General features: G+C 38.1%; 19 protein-coding genes and 1 pseudogene. 14 read left to right on the top strand and 6 right to left on the bottom strand.

From position 1 onward, the window contains the following. Positions 1–185 precede the first annotated feature (185 nt). Together QZU77_RS07545 and QZU77_RS07540 are read left to right on the top strand one after the other, a co-directional pair. The gene (locus tag QZU77_RS07545; protein WP_295602544.1) at positions 186–1328 is read left to right on the top strand and encodes an RNA-guided endonuclease TnpB family protein; all 1143 of its coding nucleotides are present in this window, start codon (positions 186–188) and stop codon (positions 1326–1328) included. 87 nt (positions 1329–1415) lie between these two features. Next, complete coding sequence (locus QZU77_RS07540) at positions 1416–2177, top strand: Cys-Gln thioester bond-forming surface protein (protein ID WP_295602541.1); 762 nt, start codon at positions 1416–1418, stop codon at positions 2175–2177. 31 nt (positions 2178–2208) lie between these two features. Here the strand turns inward: QZU77_RS07540 and QZU77_RS07535 are convergent, their stop codons facing one another. Both QZU77_RS07535 and QZU77_RS07530 read right to left on the bottom strand, forming a co-directional pair. Continuing rightward, complete coding sequence (locus QZU77_RS07535) at positions 2209–2679, bottom strand: hypothetical protein (protein WP_295602538.1); 471 nt, start codon at positions 2677–2679, stop codon at positions 2209–2211. Then, positions 2676–3137 carry a DUF3990 domain-containing protein gene (locus QZU77_RS07530; protein WP_295602530.1) on the bottom strand — a complete coding sequence of 154 codons (462 nt, stop codon included), beginning with the start codon at positions 3135–3137 and terminating at the stop codon, positions 2676–2678. The genes QZU77_RS07535 and QZU77_RS07530 overlap by 4 nt, the downstream gene beginning before the upstream one ends. A gap of 435 nt (positions 3138–3572) precedes the next feature. Here QZU77_RS07530 and QZU77_RS07525 point away from each other — a divergent pair, with 435 nt between their 5' ends. The 4 genes from QZU77_RS07525 to QZU77_RS07510 all read left to right on the top strand — a co-directional run bounded on the left by QZU77_RS07525 (position 3573) and on the right by QZU77_RS07510 (position 6732). Then, entirely contained in the window at positions 3573–3734 is a 162-nt protein-coding gene (locus QZU77_RS07525) for a hypothetical protein (RefSeq protein ID WP_295602519.1), read from the top strand. 185 nt (positions 3735–3919) lie between these two features. Next, positions 3920–4819, top strand: a complete 900-nt coding sequence (locus tag QZU77_RS07520; protein WP_295602516.1) for an ROK family protein — start codon at positions 3920–3922, stop codon at positions 4817–4819. Positions 4820–5374: 555 nt separating this feature from the next. After that, positions 5375–6304, top strand: coding sequence for a glycosyltransferase family 2 protein (locus QZU77_RS07515; protein ID WP_295602513.1), 930 nt, complete (start codon positions 5375–5377; stop codon positions 6302–6304). Next, positions 6301–6732 carry a GtrA family protein gene (locus QZU77_RS07510; RefSeq protein WP_295602508.1) on the top strand — a complete coding sequence of 144 codons (432 nt, stop codon included), beginning with the start codon at positions 6301–6303 and terminating at the stop codon, positions 6730–6732. Before QZU77_RS07515 ends, QZU77_RS07510 begins: the two co-directional genes overlap by 4 nt. On the opposite strand, the gene QZU77_RS07505 is transcribed toward QZU77_RS07510, so the two are convergent. Beyond that, positions 6729–8306: a DUF2142 domain-containing protein gene (locus tag QZU77_RS07505; protein WP_295602495.1), complete on the bottom strand. Its 1578-nt coding sequence runs from the start codon at positions 8304–8306 to the stop codon at positions 6729–6731. The two genes, QZU77_RS07510 and QZU77_RS07505, sit on opposite strands and share 4 nt — an antisense overlap. Positions 8307–8455: 149 nt before the next feature. Between QZU77_RS07505 and QZU77_RS07500 the strand changes: the two genes are divergently transcribed. From QZU77_RS07500 to QZU77_RS07480, 5 genes are all read left to right on the top strand, one after another. Further along, a complete protein-coding gene (locus tag QZU77_RS07500) occupies positions 8456–8770 on the top strand; it encodes an oligosaccharide flippase family protein (protein WP_295602492.1) in 315 nt (104 codons plus the stop codon). 336 nt (positions 8771–9106) lie between these two features. Next, the gene (locus QZU77_RS07495) at positions 9107–10534 is read left to right on the top strand and encodes an AAA family ATPase (RefSeq protein WP_295602489.1); all 1428 of its coding nucleotides are present in this window, start codon (positions 9107–9109) and stop codon (positions 10532–10534) included. A gap of 4 nt (positions 10535–10538) precedes the next feature. Next, a complete protein-coding gene (locus QZU77_RS07490; RefSeq protein WP_295602483.1) occupies positions 10539–11018 on the top strand; it encodes a hypothetical protein in 480 nt (159 codons plus the stop codon). A 261-nt stretch (positions 11019–11279) separates the two neighbouring features. Further along, positions 11280–12734 carry an ATP-binding protein gene (locus QZU77_RS07485; RefSeq protein ID WP_295602472.1) on the top strand — a complete coding sequence of 485 codons (1455 nt, stop codon included), beginning with the start codon at positions 11280–11282 and terminating at the stop codon, positions 12732–12734. Positions 12735–12810: 76 nt separating this feature from the next. Then, positions 12811–13995: a coenzyme F420-0:L-glutamate ligase gene (locus QZU77_RS07480; protein ID WP_295602469.1), complete on the top strand. Its 1185-nt coding sequence runs from the start codon at positions 12811–12813 to the stop codon at positions 13993–13995. Between the two features lie 150 nt (positions 13996–14145). Here the strand turns inward: QZU77_RS07480 and metK are convergent, their stop codons facing one another. Continuing rightward, a complete protein-coding gene (metK, locus tag QZU77_RS07475) occupies positions 14146–15324 on the bottom strand; it encodes a methionine adenosyltransferase (protein WP_295602466.1) in 1179 nt (392 codons plus the stop codon). A 173-nt stretch (positions 15325–15497) separates the two neighbouring features. Between metK and QZU77_RS07470 the strand changes: the two genes are divergently transcribed. Beyond that, positions 15498–16601 (top strand): glycosyltransferase, encoded by a 1104-nt coding sequence (locus tag QZU77_RS07470; protein ID WP_295602459.1) that lies wholly within the window; start codon positions 15498–15500, stop codon positions 16599–16601. Between the two features lie 2 nt (positions 16602–16603). On the opposite strand, the gene QZU77_RS07465 is transcribed toward QZU77_RS07470, so the two are convergent. Next, entirely contained in the window at positions 16604–16954 is a 351-nt protein-coding gene (locus QZU77_RS07465; protein ID WP_295602448.1) for a DUF2283 domain-containing protein, read from the bottom strand. Then, positions 16944–17246: a hypothetical protein gene (locus tag QZU77_RS07460; RefSeq protein ID WP_295602445.1), complete on the bottom strand. Its 303-nt coding sequence runs from the start codon at positions 17244–17246 to the stop codon at positions 16944–16946. The genes QZU77_RS07465 and QZU77_RS07460 overlap by 11 nt, the downstream gene beginning before the upstream one ends. 338 nt (positions 17247–17584) lie before the next feature. Here QZU77_RS07460 and QZU77_RS07455 point away from each other — a divergent pair, with 338 nt between their 5' ends. Both QZU77_RS07455 and QZU77_RS07450 read left to right on the top strand, forming a co-directional pair. Next, the gene (locus QZU77_RS07455) at positions 17585–17824 is read left to right on the top strand and encodes a hypothetical protein (RefSeq protein ID WP_295602442.1); all 240 of its coding nucleotides are present in this window, start codon (positions 17585–17587) and stop codon (positions 17822–17824) included. A gap of 8 nt (positions 17825–17832) precedes the next feature. Continuing rightward, positions 17833–18063, top strand: a pseudogene (locus QZU77_RS07450) (hypothetical protein); the annotation flags it as partial.

Here is an 18063-nt window from a genome sequence, read left to right as displayed (position 1 = left end):
CGCACAACAGTGTTATCAGTCATCTAAGACTGCACTAACATATGCCATTCATTTGAGGACATATAACAAATTATTGGTTCTATCTCGTCGCACTTTTCAAATGCTCTCTGAGTATCTTTATATATTAATGGAGCATAAATTGTACTATTATGTGAAGATGGGTTAATAGTGTGGTGTTTTATGTTATGGTGGATGTTAAAAAGGGAATGAAGGTTAAGATTTATCCTACTCAGGAGCAGAAGGATATGTTTCATAAGAATTTTGGTTGCTGTCGCAAGGCCCATAATGTCGTTCTTGACAAATACAATAAAATGCACAGTAACGATTCCAACCTAAGACCCACATTTACATTCTTAAATAAACTACTAAATGAAGCCAAGCAGGAATTTCCTTATTTGGAGGATGTAGAATCAACAAGTCTCCAACAGGAAATAAGAGACTTGGCCACATCATTCAATAATTTCTTTAAAAATCCATCACACTTCAATAAACCCAAATTTCACAAAAAGAAAACAAATAAACTATCATTCAGACAAACAATAAGACAAGACATTAGAATCATCAAAAAAAATAAAATGATTCTGAGAAAATATGGCAAAGTAAAATTCCACACAAGCCAAGAATACTTCCAAATACTAAACGACAAAAATACAAAATTCAACAAGGTAACAATCTCCTTTGATGGAATAGACTACTTTGCAACATTCAACATTGATTTCACTGAAGAAGAATGGGAACTAACAGGTAAAAATGTAGGTTGTGATATTAATTCAAATGTAAACGGCTGGCTGGTCACAAGCGATTATGAAAAGGAATACTTTGACATTGACCATGAAAACCAAATGGTCAAATTAATCAACCGGATAATGGCCAAATGCACAAAAGGAAGCAAAAAATGGAAAAAACAGAAAATCAGACTATTAAAATGGTATCACCAACGATCCAATAAACTTGACGACTACATAGAGAAACTTTCAACAGAAATGGTCAAAAAATATGATACCATAGTATTTGAGAAAAATTACTCAAAAATTAAAATATTGATTGGTGGCGAGCAAAACATGGTGTTTCCACTCACAAAATTCATAACTAAACTACAAGACAAATTCGCTAGGCACAAACCTCAAGCAGAAGGCGTAGTATTTGTAGATGCAAAATATACCAGTAAAAAATGTCATTTTTGCGGAAACATCAACCATGAATTAGATGTGAAAACACGAAAATGGAAATGTCCAAACTGCGGTAAAACACTAGACCGTGACATTAACGCCGCCATTAATATTTTGAACCGGTGGGACTACGGGAATAGCCTAGAAAACGCCAAATAAACAAGTGGCACAAAAAAAACAAATCTAGGAATCCTCGACTTCTACAAAGTCGAGGTAGTTCAAACGATACACACAATATATATCACCATGAAATTGAAATTGCTTCTCATTCTTGCCATACTGGCAATAACAGTTTCCCCAGTCATGGCCGGGAACAACACGACGGTCGTGGACAATCCCACCAAGTACATATCAGACGGGCCCATGACTGAAGCGCTTGAAAGCGGAGACTCCAACATCAGCTTCAGCGACGGGTACAAGGGATACTGTATTGAATGGGGCGAGCATTCGGCTGAAAAGGGAGATAAGTTCTATGTCCGTGACGAGGATGTCGACAACAACATCAAGACATTCTTCGTATACTTCTATGAGGAGTCACAGCGCGACGTCATCGCCACCCAGCACATGATTTGGAAATTCACTGACGACAAGCAGTTCAGCAGGTTCAACCAGACCTTGTATGAAAAAATCATCGAGAAGGCTGCAACTGTCAAGGTGCCCAATGACGGTGTTTTGAAAGTCAACGACACCACCGAGATGGTTTACAGTTTCCGAAATTTCATATCCAACTTCAACGAGTATCAGAATTATTTCGCATACAAGATATATTTCAGAAACATAACCCCTGAAAGCAACCTGACTGAGAATTCAACCGGGAACGGGTCAGCCGGCACTTCCCAAAACCTGACCAATCAAACCGGCATCAAAGAGAACATTGTGCAAAACCGCACAAACGCATCCTTTAAAAAGGCCAAATTAGCCAAGGTGAATGGAAATCATGAGACGGGCAATCCTCTTGTATTGCTTGCATTGTCACTGGCGGTGCTGGTTTTTAAAAGAAGAAAGTGATATGACATATCATTAACTTTTATATTATTATTTAAAACCCTCCGTTTTGATAAGCTCGAGCTATCACATAAGAAGGCTCATAAAAAGCACTGCAGTTATAATTATCTATCACATCACATATGTCATCATTATATACTCTTATAATTCCCTCAACATAATCCTCTTTGGATGATAGGGTATTTATAATTAAACGCTGATATACTGCGCCCATATCAAGTGGTGTTGGAATGATTGAAGCAAGTTCCTTATCAACAGAGGTGATGTCATAATTTCCATTTTCAAGTTCGTAATCATTAATCCAATCTGATTCCACTTTCAACGGATTTTCACAATGCAATGCCTCTGCACAGCTGATCAAATGATATAGTCCGTCTCTCCCAATTGTATTTACAACATATTTATTTTTTTGTTTTATATGCCTTGCCACTCTTTCTATCATGTAACAAATAAAGTATAGGTCATTGATTTTGATATCCTCATCCGGAAAATATTTGTTCTTCATAACATTTCACTTCCTTTAAATGTTAATGTTTTAAGTGCTTTTTCAGTGTTAAAGCAAATTTGATGTGTTGGATAATTGAATTTTACCAATTCCCAGAATGCTTCTCTTGAAATGTTGCCTTCAACGAATCCTTCAATGTAATTCCAAATTTGGTCATCTGCCATAGGTCCTTCCACTATATCATAATTATGTTCTATGCCATTTCGACAGTTTACGATGAAGTTCAACCATTCCTCACACATTTCTTCAAACTTCAGGATGTTTAAATTATCATTGGGCACATATTCATATGAATTTACAACAGATTCTCCTTTTCTTGTCATAGCCCAACGTTTTGCTTGTTTTTCAAATAAGGTGCAGTAAAAGCCATAACCGAAATCCTTGTAAAAACCATTCTGTAGAATACGCGGAAAAGGCACTTCCACATTACTTCCATGATATAATATATTCTTACCCATATGACCATCTGTTTTCATATTTTAAAAAAAAAAACTTCTTGCAATTTAATAATTATCGATTTGTTTAATAAATATATGCTATTTTTAGCATATAAATTTTTTCCGATGGCACAAGCAAAAGAATAAAATCAGTTTTCAGTACAAATAGTTCCTTTAATACCCATATTGCAGGAATTTAATCCTACAATGCTACCTTAGACATTAAATTTACACCAAATTTAATTTTTTTAGAGATAAATGCTAATGTGCATTATTATTATGAATGAAACATATAAATCTAATTATTTTTGGATTTGGGCAACTGACTAGTGTTTTTTCTCAAGCAAAAAAGCCTGCGTGAAAACATTGGGCAGTGTTTCCCAACATTCCTTCCATGAAAATAGATTTTTATCAATTGCCGGATGTAGAAGTGAAAATAGGGAGATTATCCCTTACATGGACATTATTAGCTTCAATATGCTCGTGATATTGAAAAAATATGCCATCACTAGAAGCATGATCATCCATATGGCATTCCCATCCATTAAATTTGGCATGGAGTCAACATGCATTTCAATATCTGGAAATGATGATGACAGGGCATTTTCTAATTTTTAACTTCATACCCATCACCCCCTTGGGTTGGAGTCTTTTAAATTGTAGGAGACTGGTTGTAACTAAAACATTCAAGAAGAATTGCTCTTCCAACTATAAGAAAAAACACCGATAATTTTTATTGCACAAAAAACAAACTATTACCTAACCACCTCCAAAAAACAAATCCGAAAGGAGCCATGCTGTTTATGAACAATGAAAAATACCTTGCGATAGATGTTGGCGGAACCTCAATAAAATACGCCATAACCGATAGGAATGCGGAAATAGTCAAGCTCAATGAAATCAAAACAAGAAGGGAACCTGGAAAATTATTCGAAACATTGGATGAAATAATCCTCCCCCATCTAAATCAGATTGAAGGCATTGCAATATCCTTTCCGGGAAAAATTAATGTTGAAAAGGGGATAGTCAATATAATAGCAACGTTCAAGTGGATCTGCAATATGCCTTTGAAATCCATGCTGGAGGAGAAATACGGCGTGCCCGTGTGGATTGAAAATGACGGGAAGTGCGCTGCATTGGCTGAGTTTTGGAAGGGAAACCTGTCAGGCATAGACAATGGAATGGTTATCGGACTTGGAACTGAAATAGCCGGAGGGATAATTCTCAATGGAAAGCTATATCGGGGAAGCAATGAATCCGCAGGAGAGATTTCAAGCATCCTCAGCGATTTTAAAAATCTCGATAACGCAAAAAGGTTCGGCAAGATTGGAGGGCATAAAAATTTAACCGATGCATATAATGATGAAAAAGGCATTGGCGATATTGACACTTATGAACTCTTTGAAAAGTATGATGATGGGGATGAAGCGGCAAAAGAGGCGATTAGAAATTATTCAAGAATAATTGCCGCTGGAATTGTGACCATACAGTCGGTGCTTGATGTTGAAAAGTTCTGCATTGGCGGGGGAATTTCCTCACAGGACATTTTAATGAGTGAAATAAAAGACAGCGTGCACGAGTTCTTTAGAGTGAAATCATCAGAAGCGATAAACGAACCTGCAATTGAAAGATGCTATTTTAAAAATGCATCCGGTTGTGTTGGCGCCATATATAATTTTTTAACTATGGAAAAGATTTTATAAGTGGAATTTAACCGTTTTAAACAGAATGAAAAATTCAAATCGGCAAAGTCATTAAAGACAAAGTATTTTAATCAGGAATTACAGAGTATAATAACATCTGATTTTTTTTATAGGTGTGTGTCAGAGTGGTCAAATGAGATAGGTTCAGGGCCTATTGCTTAGTGCTTCGTGGGTTCGAGTCCCATCACACCTACTTACTTATTTTTCAACATCATTGCCAACAGTTTATTAATTAAAATTATATTGGCTGCATATTAGAGCTGACCCTTACACGATCTAATGTGGTGAAAAAAACATAGTTTACGCATCTTTGTAGAGAAAACATGCGTTAAAAAGCTTATTGGTTTAATTTAAATTGCCAATGTCTCTAAACAAGAAAATAAAAGTTCATAATATAATAGTAATCAAATCCTTGATTCAAATGTAAATTTTCCAATACATAATTGTCTCAACATATAATATTGAGGGCATTGGAGTGACTATCTGATTCACACATCCGCCATATTATTATCTTTCACATCAAATTTAAATCAAATAAAAACCTAATATTAACTTATGAAAACCGCAATCTTAATCCCCTGCTATAATGAAGCTGCAACCATAGAAAAGGTCGTGAATGATTTTAAAGACATAATGCCACATGCTGAGATTTATGTCTATGACAACAACTCAACCGACAACACCGCAGAAATCGCAGCGAATGCAGGAGCCATTGTAAGGCATGAGTATAGGCAAGGGAAGGGGAATGTGGTCAGGTCAATGTTTCAAGACATCACGGCCGACTGCTACATCATGGTTGACGGGGATGACACATACCCCGCTGAGGCCTCACTGGATTTTGAGGCGATAATACTTGAGAAGAAAGCGGACATGGTGATTGGGGACAGGTTGTCCTCAACGTATTTTGAGGAAAACGACAGGAGATTCCACAATACCGGAAACAGGTTCGTTCGAAAATCAATCAACACCTTCTTTAAAAGTGACCTTCATGACATAATGACTGGGATGAGGGCGTTCAATTATGATTTTGTCAAGTCATTCCCTATCCGCTCGAAGGAATTTGAGATTGAAACCGAGATGAGCGTTTTTGCCCTTATGAACAATTTCAAAATCAAGGAAATACCGATTGAGTACAGGGATCGTCAGGACGGCAGCGAGTCCAAGCTCAACACGTATAGTGACGGTTTGAAGGTCATCAGGATGATTTTCTCCCTGATACGTGACCAGCGCCCGCTAATGTTCTTTTCAATCGTGTCATTGATTCTTCTAATAATAGCTGGAGCGTACTTCTTCCCGATTCTTTTCAGGTTCTTCAGCACCGGCTTCGTGTTGAAGATTCCTACATTGATTGTAATAGCCACCGTGGTGATTGTTGCGGCATTGACATTCTTTGTCGGAGTCATACTGCATGTTTTAAACCATCATCATTCCGAGGAGCTTGAGCGCCACCTGATTTTATTGAATGAAATGAAAAAGGAGAAGTGAAAGATTTGATCGGCAAGCTTTTCAGGGACCCTACTGACAATATAATGATACAGTTTTTCAGATACGTTTTCGTTGGAGGCACCGCTTTCGTTGTTGATTTCTTCTTCCTTTATTTTTTCAGCGACATTTGCGGAATCTACTACCTCGTATCAGCAGTATTCTCATTCATCATATCCGTATTGGTGAATTATGTGATGAGCACAAGGTGGGTGTTCAACCAGGACAATATTGAAAACAAGGTTGTGGAGTTCAACCTCTTCATGCTCATAAGCACTATCGGACTGGTGTTCACCGAGATACTCCTGTACTTCTTCACAGACATCTGCGGAATACATTACCTGATATCCAAAATCATCTCTGCCGTGATCGTGTTATTCTGGAACTTCCTTGCAAGAAGGGTCATGTTTTACGGAAGGGATTTCCTCTAATAGTACTTGGTTGTGAAAGCCAATATCAGGGTTGCCAAAAATCCGATGATGAACACTATTGCATACTTGTCGCTGAACCAGTCAAGCTTATCCGTTTTAAAGGGCACGATTATTGGAAGCAATGCAGCCAGTGGAATGAAATACCTTGTGCTGATTCCAAGATTGAAGGCACCCACATCAGCCCATGTGAGAAGCTGGATGAAGCATGTTCCCACATATATGATGAGCACAATGAGAAGCGAACCCAATCTCGCCTTGTTGTTGAACTCGACTTTTCTTGGATAAAGCAGAAGCACAATGGCCAAAAATATCCATACCAGCACCGTAATCAGCACGTATGTGTCGGCGTAATGGTTCGCACTTCCGGCAGCGAAGAAATTGAAGACCCCAGTCAGAGTGATTCCCAATGTGTATGTGAAAATCAATCTGAAGAATGTGAGGATTGCGAAAGGATGGCTCATCAGATACTCCATTTGCCCTGAAGCATCCATGTAATTGAGCTTTGATCTCCAGGAATGCATCAGTGCAGGCTCGGAATATGTGCTCCAAAGCACACCTATCAAGGCAACTATGAAAATGCCCAATATCATGTACTTCAATATTCCATTGTCCTTGAAGTTATCCTTAGGAACGAATAATATCAGGAACACGAATGCCAGGTAAGGCAGCTTGCACAGTCCCAGGGCAAGCGACAGTGCACAGAAGAGTGCAACGTGCTTGACGTCAAGGGATTCGGCCTCGGCCTTGCAGAGGTATATGAAATAGGCTACCGACAGTATCCCCAAGCCGATTATCATCGAGTCTATGCTGACTGAAGCCGCCTGATAGATGGAAATCGGTATGCAGGCAACCGCCAACATGGGAACCTTCATTGCAGGGGCTATCCTCACGGCCATTGATATTAAAAACGCATAGAATATCAGGTTGAATATCCTTCCAAGCCACAGCATCCATATGACGTTCATGTCAAAGAGCTTTGCTATGAATATTCCGAATGCCTGGGGAAGGTATCCGTAGAATGGATTCTGCTCAAAGGCTGACCCGTCAAGCATTGTCTTGTTGGAGATTGGCTGCGTATCGCCCGAAGTTTCAAATACCGTATGCTCCCGATTGTTTAAAAAGAACATGTGGCTTGCAGTCGTGTTGAATCCCACGTCAGTATTCAGTGCATTGCTGTATTTGCCCTCAGTGCGGTTGTAGAGTTGGGTCAGATTGTTCGGCCCGTCCTCCCAATGGGGAAAAATCACTCCCTGTGAAGTGATTTCCGCACGGGTCAGGTGTTCCAGCTCGTCGCTCACATCGGCAATGGGCACAACCAGTGCGCTCAACATTCCAAAGCACAGTATGATGACGAATGCGAGCTTGTAGAGTTCCGCATCCGAGTCATGCATGAAATAGTATGATATGAAGGCTACGCCCAATACTGCCACTATAACGAATGCCACTATCACCATTTGAGGCTGTTGGAAGTTTTTAGCCGAAAGCGTTGATGCTAAAGTGATAGTGATGAAAATCAGATATATTAACCAATATTTTTTGGATTTGACTAATGAATCAGTGATATTTTTAAACATACTCTCATTTTAATTTATTTAAAAGATATTATTTAAACATTTACCAGAACACTTGTACCGAACAGATTTTCACAAATGGATTATGGAGGAGCGCGAATTCTATTTTTTGATTAAAACATTTCCAAACCATAGTAAGATACAGTGAAAAAATGAGTCGTGTTCAAACTATTTTCAAAAGCATGAGCTGGCTTCTGGCTTCAAACATTGTCGGGTTCATATGCAGATTCATCTGGACAATCCTGATTGCAAGATACCTTCAGGTGAGCGAATACGGCATTCTGGGATTTGCAACTTACCTTTCGGGGATTCTTGCATTCTCAACCGATTGGGGAATCACCACCTATATTGTAAGGCATGTGTCAACCGACCGCAGTGTCGCAGGAATACAGTACAAACATTCTATGCCAAAATTATATTGCACCGTCCAGTTTAGATTATTGTCAAATGGAATAATGATGAATTAACCAAATTGATAATATTGAGACAAAAAGCAGATTATGATTCTCAAGACATTGAATCTAAACAACAGATGCAGTTCATCATATGGAGAGAGCATTCAACCATCTGAAATTCCAGCAATTATTTTTAAATCATGAAATATTGCACTAGGTGAAACTTGTTTTACGCATCTTTTCCATGGAAACATACGTTAAAAAAATGCACTAAATTACTTTAAATTAAAATAATAATAATCATTCACCCCATAATCAAAAATAAATATTGCTATAAACTTAAAAAAAGTATTTATAGTATTAGAGCAATAATTAAATAATAAGTTTTTATGAAGGGGTCAGGATATAATGAGAGAAAAACTATCACAAAATCAAAATATCAAAGTAAAAAATTTCGGAATTCTAAAAGATGCAAATATTGAAATTTCTCCCTTAACCATATTCATCGGACCCAACAGCTCTGGAAAATCATTCATAGCCAAACTGATTCATTGCTTTAGCAAGGTTCATGACCATCATGTTCCCGAAGCCATACTCGTTTCAGAGGCAATGAATAATTTTAAAACTGAAGATGAAGAGTTGTTTAAAAAAATAAATGAAGACATAAGCGATTACAACAAATCCCCAAAAACCATTGATTCCGAACCTTTTAAATTAAAAAAAAGCGATTTTGAACAACTTTTAAGAAGCGGCATATACAAACATTATCGCAATCTTTTTAATGAAAAAATTGAAGAGCAATTTGAAGAAGAATTAAACGATTTAATCAATTTCAATGAATCTGAATTAAGTATTGAAATCAACTCCAATGAACTGACCAAAACAAGATCAAGTGATTTGGAATTCAATGAAGTAATTGTTCCATTAATGAAAAATGTTTTAGTGGACAATGACCCTGTTTTCCATTTCGACTTAGACAATGGAGACATCCTGATAAATATGGAATCCTCATTGATAAATGAGCTCAGCAATAATAATACTGACTTTATTTTAATGCGCCTGTATGGAATAATAAGCAATTTAATACTTCAAAACCTGTTTTTGGAAAATTCATACTACCTTCCTGCGGAAAGGTCCGAAATAATCATTGATAAAAAATTATTGACACGACAGGTAAGCGGCATTTCAAATCTATCCAAAAACCAGTCCGAGGTACTGTCAAACATGATAAATATGGATGCTTCCAAAAAAGGCGAATTTTATGATTTGGGATGTGAATTTGAAAGAGAATTTTCTGGAATAATTGTGGATATTGAAGACGACGCACTATTTAATGAAATCGTCTATAAGGACATGAAAAATAAGAATAAAATATCCTCAAAGCTGCTTTCAACCTCCATTCATGAAATGGGCATTTTTTCACTATATCTAAAATATGTATTGAAGAAAGGAGATTTGCTGATTATTGAAGAACCTGAAGCACACCTGCATCCGAAAAATCAAAGAGTGCTCATCAAATATATTATAAGAGCCATTAATCAGGGATTGAAAATCATGTTTACAACACATAGTGATTATATAATCAACCAAATAAACAATTTCATTACATTAAACAACATCCCTAAAGAAAAATTGGCAGAATTAGGCTATGAAAGAAGAGACATTCTTGATTTCGATGATGTTAACATTTATAATTTCAAAATGAATGATGATGATTCATACAGCAGTGAAAAAATTGAAATTAATGAATACGGATTTGTAGAAGATAATTTTTCAAGAATTTCAACAGAATTATATGATGAAACCATTACAATAGATAATCTTTCAAATAGGTGATATTTTGACCATTTCTGAAAAATTTAAAGAGGAATTTGATGAAAAGTATATTCTGTCAAAATGTCGAGAAAACAAATGTTCCCTAAGAGACATTAATCAAAATGATTATCTGATTATCGATGGTGACAGGCTAAAAGAAAATGATGATGAAAAATCCGTTGATTGCATCATAATTGATTTGAATCAGAACCCTCAGGGAAAATATAGAGTAATCCTATGTGAATTAAGTGCAGGACGCAAAACCATATCCGACACCCAGGAAAAATTCAAATCAAGCGGAAAATTAATTATTGAAACCATGAATGAGTTCAATGAAACCATATTTAGAATTGATTGTTTATTAGTGGGCAGACTTAAACATAACGGAAAAAACATTGGTGAAAAAGCCTTAACTCCACCTATCAGGATTGATGGATATGTTAAACCAGCGCATATCCGTTTGGAAAAATGCGGATTCAGCATTAAAGAATTAAATTTAACCTAAAAAAAATCTACAACTATTATCACCCTCGCCATATTATTAAAGTCATGATTAAACACAAATCAGCAATACACTATTTTACACAGTTTTTTCTAAACCTGCATGATTATTACTACAATATCAAATAGCATAACTATGTAATTTAAATAGTATAGTTTATATAAATAACTATACAACTTAAATAATATAGTTTATATAAATAACTATACAACTTAAATAGCATAGTTCAATGAACCAATACCAAAAGATTTAAGAGGGGTAAAAATGAATGAATTGCAAAATACATACATTAGAAATCAAATATTAACAATGCCCCAAAGATTAAACAAAGAATTATCCTATGAAAACAAACAATTTAACAAACGTTCAGATTATGAAAATATTAAAAAATATATTGACAACTTTTTAGATGGAAAAAACATTAATAGATTCCTAGTTCTGCCGGGCATACGTGATGTTGGAAAAACAACCCTGCTATTTCAAACATATGAGCACCTCCTAAAAGAAAAAGGCATAAGCCCCCAAAACATACTATACTTTTCATGCGATAGGCTGAAAAAAATGGGTGATGTAGACATATTTGAAGTGGTCAGCTCATATTGCCAAACATACCACAATTCCATCATAGAAACAGTAAACGAACCGGTATTTATTTTAATTGATGAAGCACAATACGATAGGGATTGGTCATTAAATGGAAAACTAATTTTCGACGGATCCCAGAACATCTTCATGATTTTCAGCGGATCATCTGCATTAAAACTGTCTTATAATTCAGATGCTGCAAGAAGACTATTAACCCTCCCAATTTATCCATTGACATATTCCGAACATCTGAAATTAAAATACAAAGATTTCGAAAATAACATTTCAAAACCATTAATTCGCATGATTTTTGATGGAGAAATGGAAAAAAGTGGAGAACTCGAAAGAAGAATGTTAAACATTTATTCAAACTTTGAAAATTATGACGTGGGTGAGTGGAAACATTTCCTAACATTTGGAGGATTTCCATCATCATCTTATCAGAATACAAATGAAATAAGGAAAAAACTTATAAACATTATTGATAAAGTTGTAACAACAGACATGAGCAATATTGAAGGAATCAACGATGATACTAAATACTTGGCTTTTCAAATTTTGAATTATTTCGCTTTTCAAAATCCCGGTGAAGTTTCAAAAGGTTCTCTTTCAAATCATTTCAACGTGAACATGACCACTGTCACTAAAGTATTGGAAATATTGGAAAAAACACAATTAATATTCCATATTGAAGCATTCACTTCTTCTGTTAAACGAACAACAAAACCTCATGAATATTTCTTTGCAACATCAAGTTTAAAACATAACCTTTCATCAGATGTTGGCAATGCAACACTTGAAGATGAAAAAGCATATATGGGCAAGTTGCTTGAAACATATGTAGCATCAAGCTTCCATGATTTAGATGAAAAAAGCGACATTTCCTATAAAACATATTATGACGACAGCAAAAAGAAAAGCAGTGATCAAAATGTTGATTTCATAGTTCAAAGAGGCGATGAAAAACCAATACCTATCGAAGTAAGTTGCGGTAAGAAAGACAAAAGCCAAATTCAACGTGCAATGAGAAAATACCAATCTCCCCATGGGGTGATTATTTCAAATACAACCTCAAACATTGTGAGAAAAGACAATATAATATACTTGCCCCCTGAAATATTCGCGTTCATATAATGCTTGAAAACTTAAACATTATATAATGTGAAAAATAAAAAGATAATAGGCTAACCCAAGTTAGGAGTTATTTATAATGAGAAATGTTGGTACTGTAGTGCGTGGAATCAGAACACCAATTATTAAGGAAAACGATGATTTAGCAAGCATAGTCATTGATTCATTGATGGCTGCAAAGGAAAGTGAAGGATTCGAATTTAAGGACAAGGACATTGTTGCAATCACCGAAGCGGTTGTCGGAATATCTGAGGGAAACTATGTCACCGTGGATGATGTTGCAGCGGATTTGATGGCCAAATTCCCATCAAAGAAAATCGGAGTCACAAATCCGATATTGAGCAGAAACAGGTTTTCAATCATTCTCAAGGGAATCGCAAGGGGAATGGACAAGATTACACTTTTAACCTCCTTCCCAGCCGACGAGGTTGGAAACGGAATTATGGATGAGAACCTTCTGGATGAAAGCGAGTTCAACCTTGCAAGCGTCATCTCAGAAGATGAGTACACCGAGAACTTCGGCTCATGGAAGCATCCGTTCACCGGAATAAACATGATAGACTTTTACCGTGAGCTCATCGAAAGCGAGGACTGTGAAGTCGAGTTCGTATTCTCAAATGATGTGAAGACAATACTTGACTACACCAATGACGTGTTGGCATGTGACATTCACACAAGAGAGAAAACCGTGAAATTATTGAAGGATTTAGGGGCTAACGCTTACGGATTATACCAGATTATGGCAGAGGCTATAAACGGTTCCGGCTGCAATCCGGATTACGGACTGTTGGGTTCCAACAAGGCCACTGAGGAGAAGCTGAAACTCTTCCCTAGAACCGGACAAGACCTGGTTGAGGATGTCCAGAAAAGACTCGTCGAAATGACCGGCAAGCAGATTGAGGTCATGGTTTACGGTGACGGTGCGTTCAAGGACCCTGTCGGAAAGATCTGGGAATTGGCTGACCCTGTAGTGTCACCTGCACACACTGGAGGCCTGATTGGTTATCCTAACGAGATCAAGCTGAAATATGTCTCCGATAATAAGTTCGCTGATTTGAAAGGCGATGAGTTGAAGGAAGCTATCAAGAACGAGATCAGGGAAAAGGATGCTGACTTGACCGGTCAGATGATTACCGAGGGAACCACTCCAAGGGTATTGACCGATTTGATTGGTTCATTATGTGACCTGACCAGCGGTTCCGGTGACAAGGGAACACCAGTCATTTTCATACAGGGATACTTTGATAATCTAGCTAACGACTAGATTATCCCTTTTTACTCTTTTTTTCACCAAAACATCACATTCTGTTAAAAATATCTTACATGGCCTGCGCTGAAAGACTAAATTAAAAAAAATCCTAAAAAAAATAAGTTTTAAGACTCGCTTAAAAATAAAGCAAGCCCAATAGTAATTCTATTCTACAATGTACTTCTTCAAGTCTTCAGCCTTGTCGGTTTCTTCCCATGGACGGCCTTCAACACCGAAGTGACCGTATTTAGCGGTTTGCTTGTACCTTGTATCCCTTAAGCGTAGGGTTTCGATGATTCCGTCAGGAGTCAACCTGAAGTTTTCGCGAACAATCTCTTCAAAGGTCTTGTCACCGATATCGGCACCGGTTCCGTAGGTGTCAACCATTACGCTGGTCGGTTCAGCCACACCGATGGCGTAGGACAATTGGATTTCACATTTCTCAGCCAGTCCGCTTGCCACAATGTTTTTGGCAATGTATCTTGCCATGTAGCATGCGCTTCTGTCCACTTTAGTGCAGTCCTTACCTGAGAAAGCGCCTCCACCGTGTCTTGCGTATCCTCCGTAGGTGTCTACGATGATTTTACGTCCGGTGAGTCCTGCATCCCCGTGTGGTCCGCCTATTTCAAACTTGCCTGTCGGGTTGATGTGGATTTTGGTGTCCTCGGTTATCAGTCCTTCAGGGATGACTGCCTTGAATAGCTTTTCCTTGATGTCCTCGTGCAATTGTTCCTGATTGTCGGACATTGTCTCGTCATGCTGTGTGGAGAGCACCACCGCATCAAGTGACAATACGTTGCCTCCCTTATCGTAGTTGACGGATACTTGCGCCTTTCCGTCAGGCCTTAAGTATGGCAGTTCGCCGGTTTCACGCAGTTCGGTCAGCTTATTGGTTAGTTTGCGTGCCAGGTCGATTGGGTATGGCATCAATGATTCTGTTTCGTTTGATGCGAAACCGAACATCATCCCCTGGTCTCCTGCACCGGTTTCCTCATCTTCCCCACGGTCAACACCCTGGTTGATGTCCTGGGATTGTGCGTGAAGCTTGTTGTCAATGCTGCATGAGTGACCATCGAATTTCACTTCAGGATTGTCGTAACCGATTTCAATGATGGTGTCTCTTATAATCTTTTCAATGTCTTCATCTTTCAAATCAGTAGCGGAGGTTATTTCCCCAAATACCATACAGAAGTCTGTGGTTACACAGGTTTCACATGCTACGTGTGAGTACTTGTCCCCATCCATGTATGCATCAAGTATTGCATCAGATATGATGTCTGCAACTTTATCAGGGTGTCCCTGGGTTACTGATTCTGATGTGAATGTCCTATATACTTCGCTCATAAATATCAATCCAAATAAGAATTATAGTATATACCGTTCAAGGTATAACGTTTTTAATATTATAGTTTTTGTATCACATCTATAAAATACCTTTCTACAACAACTTTAATTATCTTGTAAAACAAAACCTTAACTTGAATTAAACTCTCACAATTTTAAGCAAGATGATTACAATGAACGATAAGATTAGTATCATTTTACCTATTTTCAATGTCGGCGACCATCTCAAGGGAGGAATCGACTCCCTGATAAACCAGACCATCGGCAGCGAAAACCTTGAGATAATAATGGTCAACGACTGCTCAACAGACGGATCCGGAGAGATAATTGACGAGTACGCCGAGCAATATGATTGCTGCGTTGCAATCCACCATGAAAAGAACAGCGGCGCCGCATACACTCCCCGCAACACAGGCATTGATGCCTGCACCGGAGACTACATCATGTTCCTGGACCCTGATGACCGCTACACACCGGATGCCTGCGAAAGATTATATGAAGCGGTGAAAAAGAACGATTCACAGATAGCCTTTGCCCGCTTCAGGAGAATATTCGAGTATGGAGGAAAGGTTCAGAAATCATACTCCCCCTACATGGATGAGATTGAGAAACACTACCCTGACGAGACCTTCGAGACCGAGAACTTCATAAACGTCCCTGATTTCGTATGGGACAATTTCGTTGAAAGGTTCCTCTACGGCAAGACCCTGGAAGTCACCTATCCTCGTGACAGGCCACTGGACGTTATAAGCGTCGACAATATCGAGCAGGAACCGGACATGCTCAAGATGCACCCTTCAGTATGGTGCAAGATCTACAGACGGGACCTAATCATGGACAATGACATCCGATTCCAGCCCTACGTTTCCGGGGACGACATGGCTTTCACCCTTGAAACATTCCTCAATGCAGAGGGAATAGTCTTTTTGAACAATTTCCTAAGCTATGACTATTATATCCGTGACCTTCCGACTGACAAGTCAATAACAAACACCGTGAATGTCAGATTGCTTGACGAGCTCATGGAATCCTACATCTACTGCAGGAAATGCACTGAGGGCTTTTCAAAAGAGGTTCAAAACGTCAGCGTGAACCCTCACCTGCTGCACTGGACTTATACCTGGAAGAATTCCCCGTTCACCATTGAGGAGAACAGGCTTCTTTTAAGCAAGGTGAACAAGCTTAAGAAGATCCATCACACCGACATGAAAACCAGGATGCTTTTGTCAAGCATCACCACCGCATTGGAGGCTAAAATCCATACAAGCAGACAATAGGATCATTCATATTCCTCAACAGTGAAAGTGTACTCCCCCAATGGAATGTCATGGGCGTTAAGGGTGTCGCTTTCAAGAATCCTCTTGTGTTGGGGAACCCTCATCTCAAGGAGGATTTCATCCTCCGCTACGCTTATTTTTCCTTCGATCCTGGCTCCGTCGAATTGCCTCGCCAGCAAGTTGAATTTCCGTGAGGTGTTGATCATCTCAATTGCGGCCGGCCTGCCATGGGTGTCGAAGTCAATGTGAAGCCCATCCTCAAGAGTGACCGTGAAATCATAGTCATAATCGTCCAATCTCAGGTCAAGGATGTTGTAGGCCGAATCGTATATGACATTATAGTTAATTTCCATTATTCTCACTCCTTATGAATGCTGTTATTAGTATGATGCTGTCGGGAAGAAATAGAAGCAGGTTGACAATCAGCCTCTCATTTTTCATCCAGTAGTAGGACACCTCGAACGCATCATATGGTTCGGGGAGTTTTCGGATGGATTTTGGCCGGGCGTGTTCGAGCTTCCGGTAAACCATCCCCTCATCGATTCCGCGCTCCTCAAGCTTTTCTATGAAGTGCTCGGTGAGGATGATTCTCATGGGGTCCTCCTTGAGATGATGAAGAACTTTTTTCAAATCCTCTGTATCCATTATTTATCACCATATACTTGTTTAAACTCAAGTTAAATAAAGCTTGCTCAAGCGAAAAGTCAATATTGCTTTTATATTATAGTTATTTATGATTTGAAGGGCAATTTGACAATTTGACTTCAATATTTAGTCGAGTATGGAACCAGAGAGTTGAATGGCTGAAAAGTAAATTGAAGGGATTTTAGGCACTTATACTGGATTATCTTGAAAAATTGTGGCATCGTGAAATATTGACCCCAAAACCCCAACCATATAAGCTTATATGATTTGAATCTAATGTAAAATCCTTTAAATGCCTAATAACAAATTATAATCCAGTAATCCCACGAGGTAATTCGATGACAAGTTTTTCAGAAGACAAGATATTCAAGAATATTGCAGAAGAAGATGCCCGAATACTTTTGGAAATCATTGAAGTTGAAAGCGTCAATGTAAAAATTTGGACAAAGGAACTGAGGTTGCTTGACCCGAAGGAGTACGTGCCGGGTCTGATACTGGAATTGGATTTTGAAAATACAATATTTGAAATGCAAAGCACCCCAGTAGATGATGATTTCTCTAAAAGAGAATTGACCTAGTTAAAAATTTGTCTTATGGGATTGAATGGCTAATCGTTGACAAATTTATTGATGATGAAGAAGATAGAAACATTTTATGTGACGCATTGGGTGATAGGATGAGTTTGATATACGAATATGGAAATAGGAGAGAAGAAAAGGGAAGAGATGAAGGAATGAAAGAAGGAATGAAAGAAATCATATCATCTCTCATCGAATCAGGAACACCACTAACAGAAATCTCACAAAAAACCGGCAAA

It is taken from the genome of uncultured Methanobrevibacter sp. (assembly GCF_902774605.1).
Lineage (GTDB): Archaea > Methanobacteriota > Methanobacteria > Methanobacteriales > Methanobacteriaceae > Methanocatella.
This window is presented reverse-complemented; position numbering and strand designations above follow the sequence as displayed.